The sequence below is a fragment of the Halobacillus shinanisalinarum genome (assembly GCF_022919835.1).
In the GTDB taxonomy this organism is placed as follows: domain Bacteria; phylum Bacillota; class Bacilli; order Bacillales; family Halobacillaceae; genus Halobacillus_A; species Halobacillus_A shinanisalinarum.
In genome coordinates this window covers 4,023,144-4,038,240 of the sequence record NZ_CP095074.1, presented here as the reverse complement: position 1 = coordinate 4,038,240, position 15,097 = coordinate 4,023,144, and the positions used below count along the sequence as shown (strand labels likewise).

The following is a 15,097-nucleotide window of genomic DNA, read 5'->3' as shown; positions in this document are numbered from 1 at the left end:
TATTCTTAAACAATTATAACAAAAAGGCGAACCCAACCAGGTCCGCCTTCCTATAAATTTACGTACGATCAGGTTTTACTTCTGTATCGATATGATAATTCAACTCAAATAAATCGCGTCTGCGATCACGAAGCTGCCTTACCGTACCTGACTTTCTCTGTCTTCGTAAAACTTCCAAATCGACATCACCTACGACGACGGCCTCCACATTAGGGTTACATTCTCCTACTATGCCGTCGCGTGCAAATTCGAAATCAGAAGGTGTAAAGATGCCTGACTGCGCATACTGAATGTCCATATTCTCCACCTGTGTCATGTTGCCCACTGTTCCTGCAATGACCGTGTACACTTGGTTTTCAATGGCGCGGGCCTGTGCACAGTAGCGTACCCGTAAGTATCCCTGACGATCATCTGTACAGAATGGTACAAAAATAATATTCGCCCCTTGACTAGCAGCATAGCGGGCAAGCTCAGGGAACTGGATATCATAACAAATTTGAATAGCAATCTTCCCACAATCGGTATCGAACACTTTGACAGCATCACCAGGTTGAATGCCCCACCATGTCCGTTCGTTTGGCGTTACATGAATTTTGTATTGTTTTTCGATCGTACCATCACGTCTAAACAAGTAAGAAATGTTATAAATTTGCTCATCTTCCTCAACGAAGTGGGAACCACCGATAATATTGACATTGTACCTTACGGCTAAGTGCTCGAACAATTCAATATATTCCTCGGTATATTCAGACAGCTTTCTGACAGCTTTTGAAGGTACTTTTTCCTCAAGAAATGACATAAGCTGTGTCGTGAAAATCTCTGGGAAAACCGCAAAATCTGCTCCATAATCAGCAGCTACATCGACATAATACTCGCACTGCCTGCTAAACTCCTCAAACGAATCAATATTCTTCATCATGTATTGAATCACCATAATTCTTACGGGGTGACTTGTCTTAAAATGACGTTTCGTTCGAGTTCTGTAGTCAATATTATTCCATTCCATCAATGTAGCATATTTTGATGACATTTTATCATCTGGCAAGTAGTTTGGATTGATCCGCATTACCGTAAACCCATTAATGATCTGAAACGTGAGCACAGGATCATAAATATTCTGATTACGAACCTCTTCCACATATTCACGAGGTGACATCTCTTGTTCATATTTATGATAGTTCGGTATCCGTCCGCCAATAATAATACTCTTCAAATTTAATTCACGCGCCAAGTCTTTTCTCGCTTCATAAAGACGGCGCCCAATTTTCATTCTGCGAAACTCCGGGTGCACCATAACCTCAATTCCGTATAGGTTGTAACCGTCCGGATCATGATTCGTAATATACCCTTCGTCCGTAATATCATCCCATGTATGTTTATCATCATATTCATCAAAATTGACAAGTAAGCTTGAACAGCTTCCTATGATCTGACCATCATACTCGACAACAAATTGTCCTTCTGGAAAGTGTGTTAAATGACTTTCCAGGTGTCCACGTTCCCATGGGTCCATATTTTTAAAACAAAGCTTTTGCAACTCAAAAATTTGTTCAATATCTTTCGCTTGCATATTCCGTACGATCATTTTTTTCTCAAATTGAGATAAATCAAGTTTAGACATACGTTCGTCCCTTTCTGTATTGGAAAGTCTCAAGAGAAGCTTGGTATCCTTATCGTACTGAACAATCAATTGATCTGTCTAGTTTGACCTACTCTTTTGATTTAAAATAGATGAACCCCGACCCTATGAACGAACGGATCCTATCCTTATAAATGAATGATCGTTACCTGAATGTCTGAACATACCAGCTTATCGCTTGATTGATTTTACTATCGAACAGCTTTTCTCGCCAATACAAATCAGCAGTCTGGGAGACAGCATTATTTCTTGCCGGATAGGGGTGAATGACATTCGATAGGGACTGAAACTTTTTATTCAACCCTTGAATTGTTCCCACTTCCTGCATCCACTCACCTGCTCCAGGACCAATCGCATGGGCACCTACGATTTTACCGCGGCTGGTCGTTAATATCTTCACAAGGCCTTCTGTATGGTGCTCGGCCATAAACCGATCGTTATCAGAAAGCTTCGTCTTAAACGTCAGCAAACGGTCCCCGTATCTTTCGTGTGCTTCTTCCTCTGTTAAACCTAAATGATAGATCTCGGGTGCTGTATAAACAACCCATGGGACCTTTTCGTAAGACGCTTTTCTCGACAAACCTAAAACAGCATTGGAAACGACTACCTTCCCTTCCATTCCCGCAACATGAGTAAATGGCATCGACCCATTACAATCTCCTACAGCATAAATATGCTTCTTGCTCGTTCTTAAATAAGGGTCCACGTCTATTGCCCCTTCTTTGGTTACTATACCGGCTTTGTCTAATGATAAACACTCGGTATTAGCTTGCCGCCCGACGGCAATAAGCAGCTTGTCTGCTTCCACACTACCCTTTGACCCTTCCTTTGAAAAATGAACCTTTATACGTCCTTCGAAGGTATCAACGCGTTCAACCTTGGCTTCTGTTATAATAGAGGTTTGTTCAGAAATAACTTTTTGAGCAATGCTCGCAATCTCTTTGTCTTCTTTGCCCGCGATCCGTTCGCCTGCCTCGATCATCGTAACGTTCACTCCTAAGCGAGCCATGGCTTGAGCTAATTCAAGACCAATCACACCGCCCCCAATCACAACCAGTGATTCCGGTCGCTCCCTTAAGGAGAAAATGGACTCATTTGTTAAATAATCGACCTCGTCCACTCCTTCAATGGGAGGAACAACGGGCGAGGAACCTGCGGCGATGACAATTCGTTTTGCGGTGATCATACGGCTGCCAACTTGTAACGTGTGGTCATCAATAAATTCTGTCTCATTCTGATAGATGTCCACGCCCATCTCCTTAAAACGATCCTTGGAATCATGTGCTTGTACATTTGTGACGGCCTTTGAAACCTTTTCCATTGCCTGAGTAAATAATCTATCGTATTGCTCGTCTGAGAGACCTGTCAGTTGTCCCGTCTGATAAACCTCTTCTGCTGCATGAATAAGAGCCTTTGAAGGCATACAGCCATAGTGTAAACAGTCTCCCCCTAATTCACTTTTACGTTCAATTAAAGCAACGGAAGCCCCGAAGCTCGCGGCACCCGCAGCCACTGTTAAGCCGCCAGACCCGCCGCCAATAACAGCAATTTGGTAATCATAATTCATGAATGTTCCCCCGATTCGATTTTCCTTAAATAGTTACGTCTAATGTTTTCCATTCGCTTGCGATTTACACCTAAGTCTGAATAACCCGCTCTTGAAGCTGATCGAAAATGGACGACTCGGGAAGATTCGTCAAAATAAAATTCAACATCATCTTTAAATTTAAGCAATTTTGAAGTGAAAATAACATGAAGATAATTTTCTTGTTCTGATTGAATGCTTGTTCGTTGTTCCTCATTAATAATTTGTTTTATTAATGATTTTGTATATGATATATTCTCAATGAATGGAAGAGAGTCCATTGCTTTATCAAGACTTTTGGCTTGTGTGGATACACAATTTGGAGAATGGGGACATGGAGCTAGCTTCCCGTCCTTTACCCCTAAGTATTCCTTTGTCATTTTGTTTCCTCCTCTATTGGTATATTAATTATATATTCACTAAATATACAATAAAAAAACACCTCGTTTAGTCGAAGTGTCGAGTTAATGTGGGGGCTTGTTCTTGTCCTTATTCGCTTTCCCATTATTCTCATGTTTATTGGGACTATGACCATTGTTACTATGGTCATTCTGTTTATTCTTCTTATGCTCATGTTTGGCCTTATCATTTTGATTTTTCTTATGCTCTTGCTTAGGCTTATGGGCGGGTTGTTTCTGTTTATCCTTCTTCTCATGTTCTTTTGGTTTTTCTTTATTTTCGTTACCATTGCCTGGATTTTCTTTTTGCGAAGGATGATCCGGTTTTTCTTTTTTCTGTGCTTTTTCATCAGCTCTCTGGCTTCTATTTTCCTTACGTGCTGGCGAATTTCCAGCTTGTTTTTCTTCCACGTGGGAAGGTTTATTTATTTCAAATTTTTCTTTTGGAATGATAAATGTCTCATTGGAAGGATCCGTGTACGGTTGCTCTGGCAGCCGTTCATTGGCCTTAGATTTCGGTTGCTCTGATGATGAAGCTGGATCCTTGTAAAAAGATTGTATAATTGCTTTATCCTCATCTTCAATCGTTACTTTCGTCGAATGACTATTCGTTTCTTCCTTGATCGAATCCGCCATTAGCTCATTTACAGAAACCTTTTCCTTTTTAGCTTGCTCCCTTATTTGACTGGGTACAATATAAGAAGCTACAGTCAGATTTGAAGACTGATTTGCTAAAAAACTTTCAATCTTAGTTGAGAAATCTTCATCATGCTCGTTTACATAGCTTACTCCAATGAGCACCTGATTCTGATTGTTAATAAAACCCATCTCTTGACTTAAGGTAATCATATCAAAGGTCACTTCTGAAGCTGGATCCTTATACCATTTCTCAAGCTTAGATATGATCTTCTCGGCATCCTTATTTAACGGAATGACATCAATGACTTGCATGTCTTCATTTAGCTCAAGCTCGACACTCGGGTTCATATCAATATTTACAAAGGCATAGGCTGTATTACTCCCATACCATAGATAGGCTGGTAAAAAGGCAATAAGCAAGGCTGCAACAATGGCTCCAACTTTGGCCCTTCGCCACATAAACGATTGTTTGTTCGCTGTATGTTTTCCCAATAACGGTTGAAAATGAACCTCCATCCCTACTTCAGCTCGTTTTAAAAGCTTTGCCTTGTGGAAAGCGCCATCATTTGTCATCACAATCGTATATTTCCTGCTCTGCTCCATGACAATACCTTTCCTCACATACCCACCCCCTTCAAATAGTCTTTAAGATAAACATAATCTCCTGATAAAATGAGGACCATCGCAATGATGAATTTACGGTTGCGCTCCAGGGTTTTCTTACTCACTTCTACTTCTTGTACAAGATCTTTAATAGGCAGCCGGCCTTTCTCTAAGACTTGTTGACGAAACTCACTGTTTTCATAAACAATATGAGCTATTTGAATAGCAGACTCACGTGCATCTTTGTGCTTTGGGGAAGATTCCGTTAATTCAGCAAAAGAAAGCTTGTACTCTCGCAGGTGGAGCTGAAATTCTCGAATCTCTTCCCTGCGATACCAAGATTCTGTCTCAAGTACATAGCGGTCCTTAGCTGCCTTCACCTGTGATGGATTTTCCATCTGTTCATCGTCAACATAATCTTCGTCAAGTGATACGGCTTTAAGACGTTTTTGTTCATTTCGAATGTAATCAATTACTTTTCGCTTAATGACAAGCTTTGCAAAGGACAGGAATGAACTGCCTTTTTCACAAGAATAGGCATGAATGGCCTCATTAAAAGCAAGTAAACCTATGCTGTATTCGTCATCTTTCATTGGATCAATGTATCTTTTGCATACTTCGGAGACACTTTTGGCGATAAAAGGTTGATACTGTTTTAGAATTTCATTTTTTATATTGTCGTCTCCCTGTTTGGCAGCAGCTACAAGTTCATCAAGGGAGGTGTCGTTCTTTCGAAACAGACCTCTGATCAACCCTCATCACCTCCAGCTAATAAATAGTTTCGTTTAGGATGTCAATTATTTGGGTGTATTTCAAACAAGAAATTTCATTTGTATTACATTTTTGTATCAACCACATTAAACTCAGACGATTTCACTAATTCTATGAGCAGGTATGCTTTGGTATTGTATAGAGCAAGACAATTTTACTCAAAATCGCGCCTATATTCCACCACACACGATTTACATTTTGTTAAATAATCATTTCAAAAAGTAGGTACTTTGATTCATCTTATATCCATTAGCCTGTTAAAGAGAAACGTTTATTCTATAAAAGGGACTTTATAACTACAATCAAGTGATGATATTGAACCACAAAAGCCCCCTAAGGTAAATGGCCACTATTACTTAAGGGGCTCTTCATTTGTTTTCTCATAATAGTAGTCAATAGGGGTGGCAAGACCTACACGCCCCTCTTGCTCATCGTCCAACGTCGCGAAAACAACAGCGATTACTTTTCCTTCTTGATTAATGACAGGACTCCCTGAATTCCCTCGATAGATAGGAGCATCTAGCATTAGTACGGGCTGACTCCAGTCGTCTAAGGTTGTGTAACCAATAATCGTACCTTTGTTTGCAATTCCCGTAAATCTTAAAGGATTACCGATAAAGTAAAAGGACTCCTCTTCTTCAAACGATGTATCCTTCGCTAATCTCAGATGTGGGAAGTCACTGCCCTCAGCTTGCAATACGGCTAGGTCCACTTCAGGAAACTTCTCAACGACTTCAGCGTTAAACAGGCCTTTTTCCGGGAAAGCAATGGATATCCTGTTCTCCCCCTCTATGACATGATGGTTTGTTATAATTGTCCCGTCACCATCAATAGCAAATCCTGTTCCCTTCTTTTGGCCTGCCTCAACAACCACAACTGCCTCTTGATAACGATCGATATCAGCATCATTTGATAGCTTTGCCGAGGTCACTAAGAAATCAATCGCAGGGATAGAAAACGTATTCGGCAAAACGGCAACGATATTTGTTACCATCATAATAGCAATTAAATAAAAAAGCCATCTCGGAAAAGGGCGCTTAGATTTTCTCTCCTCTTTTTCTATACGTTCCCGTTCCCAGGCCTTCCTCTTTTCTTCCTGAATGAGCTCATACAGCTCCTCATCATCTATTTCTTCATATAAGTCATCGTCAATCATATCAGGTTTTTGATCATCATCACGGTCTCTCATACGTTGACACCTCATGACCCACTAGAATAGGAACCACATTACACACTCGTTTTCACAGCGCCTTGCTGCATTTTATACATGTGATAATAGTGTCCTCCTTCGACAAGGAGTTCACTATGTGTTCCCTGTTCTATCATTGTACCATGATTTAATACGAAGATTTGATCAGCCTGTTGAATGGTCGACAAACGATGGGCTATCACAAGCGTTGTACGGCCTTGTTTTAATACTTCTAATGCCTGCTGAATCAATTGCTCTGTTTCCGTGTCAATATTTGCTGTCGCTTCATCTAAAATTAAGATAGCAGGATCAAAAGCGAGAGCCCTCGCAAAAGATATCAGCTGCCGTTCTCCCATTGATAAAGAATCTCCCTTCTCTTTAACAGCAGTATCATATTGATCTGGTAATTTTTCAATGAAACGATCGGCTCCGACAGCTTTCAAGGCGTGGACAGCCATTTCTCTGGTAATTTTTTCATCATTCATTGTCACATTCGATAAAATTGTTCCAGAGAATATGAATGGATCTTGAAGTACAATCCCCATGTGACTGCGAACCTGTTGCCTGGACCATTCTCTTGTAGAATGACCATCTATCGTAATTTCCCCGGCTTGAGGATCATAAAAACGAAAAAGCAGATTCATAATCGAGCTTTTCCCTGACCCTGTATGACCAACAAAGGCCGCAGTCTGTCCTGATTTAACCTCAAAGTTAATGTCTTTAAGCACGTTCTCATTTTCTAAATAGGCAAAAGTTACATTCTTGAATACAATATGGCCTTGATAACGGGAAATCCGCTGATGATTCTGTTCCTCCCCTGTCTCGTCCAGCATGGAGAAGACACGCCCGGCAGCGACCCTTGCTTGTTCAAGCTGCGGCAGTTGATTAACAAGATCAGTCACGGGTTGAAACAGGCGGTTCAAGTAATCAACAAATGCATAAAGCACTCCCGCTGTTACAATTCCTTCTGCACCTATGGAGGAAGATCCAAAATACCAAATGAATCCGACAAAAGCGAGGTTCCTCAGTACATTTACTAAGTTAAACGAAGTTAGAGCACTAAGGCGGACAAGCTTCCGTTCGTAATTAAAGTGTTTCGAATTTAAGCTCTCAAATTCAGTGGATGTCTGTTTTTCTTGACGAAAAGCTTGAATAATCGACATTCCTTGAATCGCTTCATTAATATTTCCATTCATATCACTGACCGTAGACCTGACGACAGTATTGTACTTCCCGCCAAAATGCTTATACAGCTTCATCCAGCCCGCAATGATCGGGATAAGCAATAAACACATGAGTGCAAGCTTCATATCCAGCAAAAACAGGGCAATATAGATTCCCGCCATATAAAAAATACTTGTGACAAAGGTGGCCAATACCTTCACATATAGTTCACGAATCGCCTCCGTATCATTGGTTACCCGTGCCACAATTTTTCCGGCCGGCTGATCAATAAAGTAATGAACCGGCAGCCGCTGAATATGGGCAAACACATCGTCCCTCATCATCTTAATAATTCGATTGGACGTTTTTTGTAAAATAAAGGTGTGCACAAATTGGAAAACGGCAGCAATCAATAATAGGCCGAGATAGATAGCAAGCAGCCAATAGATTGATCGTTGCTCTGGCTGAAAGAAACGGTACAGCTCATTTAATGATAGTTTCTGTGCTTCTGCCTTAGTTGTCTCGCTGTTTGTATCAATGGTAATCATTCCATTCTCAAAACTTCGGCTCCCTGTAAGTGAAACGGATTCAGTTACAAAAACATAATTTCTTCCCACCTGTAAAATGGTCGCTGTACTTGTAATTTGATCCGTTTCTTGGATTCGATCCGCACGTTTATATAGTTCACCATGATAAGAAACCGTGTAAGCATCCCTCTCCTCTACCTCATGCCATTGATCTTCGATGCCAACGATGTGCTCATCTATTAATCGTTTCGCAATGAAAGGACCCGTCAGTTCTAGTGCAACAGCAATGATCAGACACACGAGACCGATTAAGATGCTCTTTCTATACAATAAAGCAAAATTTAATAATCTACGTTCTGTTGAAGGCTTCTTCATTCTCCCACCTCCTGTTCTCCAAGCTGTTGATGGTCATACTGTGTTTGATACCATCCGTGTTGCTTCATAAGCTGAGCGTGTGTGCCTTGCTCGATAATCTGTCCTTCCTCAAGGACGAGAATATGATCAGCATGTGTCACGGCAGACAAACGGTGGGCAGCAATCAATGTCGTTTTACCTTCTCGTTCCTTCCTTAGGTGTTTGATAATTTCCGCTTCCGTCTTGCCATCGACGGCAGACATGGCATCATCCAGCATAAGAATTTCCGGGTCCATGATAAAAGCTCGGGCAATGGCAACTCTCTGTTTCTGACCACCAGAAAGGGTGACACCACTTTCGCCAACCATTGTGTCTAAGCCTTTCGGTAAAATTTTCATATCTTCAAGGAAATAAGCTAACTTCATCACTCGATAAATTTCCTCATCTGTTGCGTCCTTCTTACCAAACTGAATATTTTCACGAACGGTTTTTGAAAATAAAATTTGCTCTTGTGGGACATAACCAATCCAGGAGCGAGTCGCTTCTAAGTCCAGATCTTCGATATCTACCGCACTAATTTGTAACGAACCTTTCAATCCAGGGTATTCACGGAGAAGCTGTCTGAATAGGGTGGTTTTCCCTGACCCTGTCTTCCCGACAATCCCCACCGTTTGCCCTCGTTTAATCGAAACAGTTAACTGACTTAATCCCTTTGCTTCCGATCCAGGATACTGGAAATCAACGCCATTAAATTCAATCGTATGAGGGTAATCGAGACTTTTCGGATTGGCAGGAGACAAAACATCTGGCTTGTAACCTAATGTCTCGTTTACACGATCAAGTGACGCATTCCCCCGCTGCATCACATTAATCAATTCACCTACTGCAAACATGGGCCAAATTAACATCCCTAAATAAACATTAAAGGAGACCATTTCACCTAAGGTAATCACATTGTGAAAAACTAAGGAGGCCCCATACCCCAGTCCTATCGTGTAAGAGATTCCTACTAAGATCGTTATTGTAGGTTCAAACAAAGCATCTACCTTTGCGACCTCGACATTCTTTTCGTACACCTCTTCGGTCATATTTTGAAACCTTTGTTCATCGTGCTTTTCTTGAACAAATGCCCGAATGACCCGTACACCTCTTACGGATTCCAAAACATTATTATTTAAATCACCAAAAGCTTCTTGGGCTTCCATAAACCTCGTATGAATCACTCCACCATACTTATTCATGACAAACGCCATAATCGGAAGCGGAAGCAGTGCCGCCAGAGTTAATTTAAAACTAATGGTAAACCCCATCACCGCAATAATTAAAATCATAAAAATGGTGGAGTCAACCAATGTCAAGATTCCGAAGCCTGCCGTCATTGTAAGAGCCTTAAGGTCATTTGTTGCTCTCGCCATTAAATCACCAGTCTTATTAAGCTGAAAAAAAGTAGGCGTCATTTTCAAGAAATGATTCATAAGTTTTGACCGCATACTACGCTCCATAATCATAGCTCCACTGAATAACGTATAGTCCCACAAATAAGAGATGGTATAGCTGGCAATAATTAAACCACCGTATAAAAGCAATACATCGATTAAGTGCTCCATCGTTAATGTATTAAACTGTATTTCATCAATAGCCATTCCAACCAATTTAGGCGGAATCAAATCAATCGCACTGACAATAATCAGAGCCACAATGGCAAATGTGTATCTTTTCCAGTATTGCTTAAAGAACCAACGTAATTTCACTAACACACTAAACATACCTATCACCCTTTCATTTGTTCACAAGCTAACCGCTTTCTTTCCAATCCTCGTTCCATTCTTTTCGAGTCCTGTTGTTACTCATTTCATAAAAACCTCCTGTAATGATTTATTTATGTAAAGCGGCGGTCATAGCCGCTAGACACCAAGAAAAGTGCAGGCGAGTGTTTAGCTCCGTACGGATAAGTCAAAACACGTCGTGACGTGGGTTTTCGTCACAGAGTGGATTGACTTATCTCGATAGGAGCTGCGAGCTGGAACTAGACACCATGAAAAAGCATTTAGACACGAAAAAAGCATACGTGCGTGACGTATGCTTAGAGACATAAAAGAGCCACGTATATACGTGACCCCCGGTAATGATCTTATAAATGTCTAGGAGACTAACGGCTGGTCACGAACCATATTAAGTTAACATTGAATCGTACGTTTCGCTTTTCCATGGTCGTGACCTCCTTTTCTCAATGATTACTTATTATATAATTTTCGGAAAATTAATGCAATGTTTTCTTTGGAAATAAATGATAATTAGCTAATTTATGCTTTCTATTCATGGGGTACGGGATGAATCTTTTGGCGTTTGAGTAGAATCCTCGCAAGTTTTGGCAGAATCTTTAAGACTTTAGATAGAATAATCGAAATTAGGATAGAATCCTAAGTTCCAAACCATTAAAAAACCCACTCAGCTGTCAGAGTGGGTCCCAATCATTCATTTTCCTATTTCATCGGGGTGTGGTCCCAGACGATTATTTTTGTTTAAGCCATTAATTTTCTCTACTTCGTTATCCGTTAATTCGAAATCAAATAGGTCAGCATTCTCCTGTTGCCGTTCCTTATGGGTCGATTTTGGAATCGTCACAATACCATGCTGCAAGTCCCATCTTAAAATAATCTGCGCCGGTGTTTTATTATATTCCTCCGCTAATTCTTGTAAGACGGGATTATCCAGGTAATTTCCTCGGCCAATCGGTGACCAGGCTTCAACCTGAATATCTTGCTGCTTACAATAATCAATCATTTCTTTTTGATATAGTTCCGGGTGCAATTCGACTTGGTTGACCATCGGCTTAATCTCAGCATCTTTTAAAAGGTCGTCCAGGTGATGCGTCAGGAAGTTGCTCACTCCGATGGCTTTAACCTTTCCATCTTTATAAAGCTTCTCTAATGCTTTCCACGTATCTTTATATCTGCCTTGAATAGGCCAATGGATCAGATAAAGATCTAAGTAATCAACACCCAATTTCTCCCTGCTTCGATCGAAGGCCTCCAATGTTTCTTCATAGCCTTGTTCATCATTCCACACTTTTGTTGTAATAAATAACTCTTCACGAGGAATCCCGCTTTCCTTAATTGCCTGTCCTACTCCCTCTTCATTATCGTAGAAGGAGGCTGTATCCAAGTGCCGGTATCCAAGGTCCAAGGCTGATCTGACAGCATTTACAACTTCCTCTCCACTGTCCATTTTGTAAACACCCAAACCAACCCAGGGCATTTTCACTCCATTACTTAATGTAGTTACATCCGTTAAACTCATCTACTATCCACTCCTTTTTTCCATAAAAATAATTTACCCGTAATGACGATCAAGTTAAACGTTATGATCAGAAAGAATGAACTTGATAGGATGCTTGTCCTAAATGATCTAGTAAAAAGTCGTGTGGGCTATTCCCAATCATATATAACTCGTGAAGCGGTCTTGTCATGGCCACATAGAGCACCTTTATGTCCAGCTCATTTTTTGTAAAAGGATGGTCCTCACTATAGAGAAAGACTACATCAAATTCCAGTCCTTTTGCTAAGTAGGCAGGCAGTATCATTCGATCGCCCATTTCCGTATGCTCATCAAGCGTTTGAAAGTTTAGCGAACTAATTTCAGAGATCTGACTGACTTCAGCAGCTTCTTTCATCGTTTTTGTCACGATAGCAAAGCTGTTCATTCCTTTGTCTTCCAACTGATCCATAACCTTAATAAACGCTCTCTTCCAACCTGGTTGTTTTTCAATAAATGCAGGGAGCGGACCATGCCTCACTACAGGTTCAGCTTTTGGAAGGTCTTCCGGCATTAGAGTTAATAATTGGTTGGCCAAGTTCATGATTTCAATCGTCGTTCGGTAGGTTTTTTGTAAGGTTAAGTAGCTAGGCTGCCGAAACACTTCTTTTAAAGATTCCCAATTTTGCAGTCCTCGATAGCGATAAATCCCCTGGGCGAGGTCACCTACAATCGTAAATAAATCAGTTTGAAAGGCTTTTTTCAAACTATAAAATTCCAGGAAACTATAATCCTGGGCTTCATCTACAACGACCTTCTTCACCTGATCATCAGCATGTAATCCACTTATATAAGTGTACATGTATAACAATGGAGCAAGATCTTCCGAGTGGAGCTGCTTGTTTTGTAAATACTTGCTTGTGGTCTTGCGAAGGTACTGAAGCTCTGTCGAATCCTCTTCTACCAAGGAACAAAACATTTCCTCTTCATACATGGACTTATATAAATTTGTCAGCTTATGCTTAGGGAATTGCTTCATATAGCGTGAGACGGCTGTGCGAGCCTGTTTCTTCAATTCGTTAAGTCTTTCTTCTTTTCGAGTAATTAAGAAACTGACACGTGTTTTACGTTTATCTTTATCCTTCATACCAAACAGCGCTTTATCTAATTCGTCATCATATTTAGCAGCTACTTTTTCAATGATTTGCTTCTTCTTACGTCGCAATTCACTTTGCAATACGCGTTTTATTTTTTCAACACGTACTTCATATGGGAAATGCTGAAAATCCTTAAGAAACAGGCGCTTAATATTCGCGCCACTCTTAATCTTAAATTCTGCTAGCATAAAATCTTCTTCCACAATGTATGTTTGTTTTACTTTTTGTATATAGCGGTCAAGCAGCTGTTTAAAAGCCTTCGAACCCTTGTATCCAGCCATTTGCAAATGACGTGTTTCTCCTTCTTCTGCTTTTTCAATGGTCCCCATTAACACATCATGCTGACTAACTACTGGCCAATCCACTTGGATAATGTGTTGGACAAAATCAGAGAAGGTCGTTTGTTTAGCTCTATTTACACCGAGCTCTGGAAGCACCTCAGATATGTACTGAATGAACAAGCGGTTAGGGGCTAAGATCAGCATTTCATCTGGTTTGAAAATATCACGCATGTTGTATAAAAAGTAGGAAATTCGGTGTAAGGCAATCGTTGTCTTTCCACTTCCTGCCGCGCCCTGAACAATGATTGGCTTTCTCAAATCAGCACGTATGACTCTATTTTGTTCTTCTTGAATGGTTGAAACAATCTCAGTTAAACGGTGTTCAGCATTTTGGGCGAGCGAATCCTGAAGCAGCTCATCCTTTGTCGTTAAATCAACATCTCGAAAGCCAAGCAGTTCTCCGTCCTCAATCTGATATTGCCGCTTTAAGGAAACATTACCTTCATACACCTCTCCATGTGCTTCATAGCTCACGTCTCCTAAGCGTCCTTCATAATAGACGTTTGCTAGAGGTGAGCGCCAATCTAAGATAATCGGTAATTGAGTTTCACGGTCAAATAAAGATACTTTTCCAATGTAAAAGGTTTCTTTGTCTGTCTTTTCTTTACGGTGAAAGTCGATGCGGGCAAAATACGGTTTCTTACGTAGATTCTTGAGGTTCTCTAACTGGTCTTTAGAAAGTTTCATGAAGCTTGAATGTGTAAGCATTTCCTGATAGCGAAGACTGCTATCCTTAAAATCCAGTCTGGCCAGCGTGTCTTCCTGTCGCTCTTTTAAAGCCTTTTGACCTGATTCCTGCACAGTGATTAAGTGGTTCATGTACTCCTTTGTAAAAGTTAACCTTTCCTTTTCACTCTCTAAATGCTCATCATACACTGACATTGCCATTCTCCCTTTCATCGTTAGTTAGGAATGACTATGCACCTGACTCAAGCATGGAACATTTTTTCGAAGCAACGAAAAATAAACATACCACAAATCTTCTGTAAGCGCAATCACAAAAAAGATTTGTCAGAATCCTTCTTGATACCTGGATATAGAGAGGGTGGAGGCACTCTTAAAGTTTTCCTTTTTAAAAAACCTGCTACCCATTTCGATAGCAGGTTAACCCATTATTGGTGTTTTTTATTTTCGACGAACTTAGGTAACCTACTTTCTATGAACACATAAGAAACGACCCTTAGAACAACAGGATAGAGGGCCAACAGCCCAATTAAATCGCCTATTTGTCCCAGCGTATTCGTAGTAATCATCCATAGGAATAGGATCAACATTAGAATGACCGTAACTAATCCACTTCTGCCATTAATCGGTGTCCACGTTCCGGCAATGGTTCTTGTATCTTCCTCTATCTTTCCGAAACATCGATAATGATAAGGACGGATTCTAAACCAGCTTGAAGCGGTTACTAACTCATCACGATCTCGTATTTCTTTATAGCAATAACGACAAATTTTTGACTTCACTTCATCTAC

General features: G+C 40.5%; 11 protein-coding genes. All 11 read right to left on the bottom strand.

From position 1 onward, the window contains the following. Positions 1–58 precede the first annotated feature (58 nt). The 11 genes from MUO14_RS19990 to MUO14_RS19940 all read right to left on the bottom strand — a co-directional run bounded on the left by MUO14_RS19990 (position 59) and on the right by MUO14_RS19940 (position 15,088). A complete protein-coding gene (locus MUO14_RS19990) occupies positions 59–1,621 on the bottom strand; it encodes a GNAT family N-acetyltransferase (RefSeq protein ID WP_244752284.1) in 1,563 nt (520 codons plus the stop codon). Between the two features lie 163 nt (positions 1,622–1,784). Continuing rightward, on the bottom strand, positions 1,785–3,206 hold the full coding sequence (locus MUO14_RS19985) for a dihydrolipoyl dehydrogenase family protein (RefSeq protein WP_244752283.1): 1,422 nt from the start codon (positions 3,204–3,206) through the stop codon (positions 1,785–1,787). Continuing rightward, positions 3,203–3,604: a DUF1499 domain-containing protein gene (locus tag MUO14_RS19980; RefSeq protein ID WP_244752282.1), complete on the bottom strand. Its 402-nt coding sequence runs from the start codon at positions 3,602–3,604 to the stop codon at positions 3,203–3,205. Before MUO14_RS19980 ends, MUO14_RS19985 begins: the two co-directional genes overlap by 4 nt. Before the next feature lie 84 nt (positions 3,605–3,688). Then, positions 3,689–4,882, bottom strand: a complete 1,194-nt coding sequence (locus MUO14_RS19975; RefSeq protein WP_244752281.1) for an anti-sigma factor domain-containing protein — start codon at positions 4,880–4,882, stop codon at positions 3,689–3,691. Beyond that, positions 4,879–5,616, bottom strand: a complete 738-nt coding sequence (gene sigI / locus MUO14_RS19970) for an RNA polymerase sigma factor SigI (protein WP_244752280.1) — start codon at positions 5,614–5,616, stop codon at positions 4,879–4,881. The genes MUO14_RS19975 and sigI overlap by 4 nt, the downstream gene beginning before the upstream one ends. Positions 5,617–5,987: 371 nt before the next feature. After that, positions 5,988–6,824, bottom strand: a complete 837-nt coding sequence (locus MUO14_RS19965) for a S1C family serine protease (RefSeq protein ID WP_244752279.1) — start codon at positions 6,822–6,824, stop codon at positions 5,988–5,990. Positions 6,825–6,862: 38 nt separating this feature from the next. After that, entirely contained in the window at positions 6,863–8,890 is a 2,028-nt protein-coding gene (locus MUO14_RS19960; protein WP_244752278.1) for an ABC transporter ATP-binding protein, read from the bottom strand. Next, positions 8,887–10,635 carry an ABC transporter ATP-binding protein gene (locus MUO14_RS19955; protein ID WP_244752277.1) on the bottom strand — a complete coding sequence of 583 codons (1,749 nt, stop codon included), beginning with the start codon at positions 10,633–10,635 and terminating at the stop codon, positions 8,887–8,889. Before MUO14_RS19955 ends, MUO14_RS19960 begins: the two co-directional genes overlap by 4 nt. A 709-nt stretch (positions 10,636–11,344) precedes the next feature. Continuing rightward, positions 11,345–12,169 carry an aldo/keto reductase gene (locus MUO14_RS19950; RefSeq protein ID WP_244752276.1) on the bottom strand — a complete coding sequence of 275 codons (825 nt, stop codon included), beginning with the start codon at positions 12,167–12,169 and terminating at the stop codon, positions 11,345–11,347. A gap of 67 nt (positions 12,170–12,236) precedes the next feature. Then, positions 12,237–14,504, bottom strand: coding sequence for an RNA polymerase recycling motor HelD (helD, locus tag MUO14_RS19945; protein WP_244752275.1), 2,268 nt, complete (start codon positions 14,502–14,504; stop codon positions 12,237–12,239). A gap of 230 nt (positions 14,505–14,734) precedes the next feature. Continuing rightward, entirely contained in the window at positions 14,735–15,088 is a 354-nt protein-coding gene (locus tag MUO14_RS19940) for a hypothetical protein (protein WP_244752274.1), read from the bottom strand. Between the last annotated feature and the right edge of the window lie 9 nt (positions 15,089–15,097).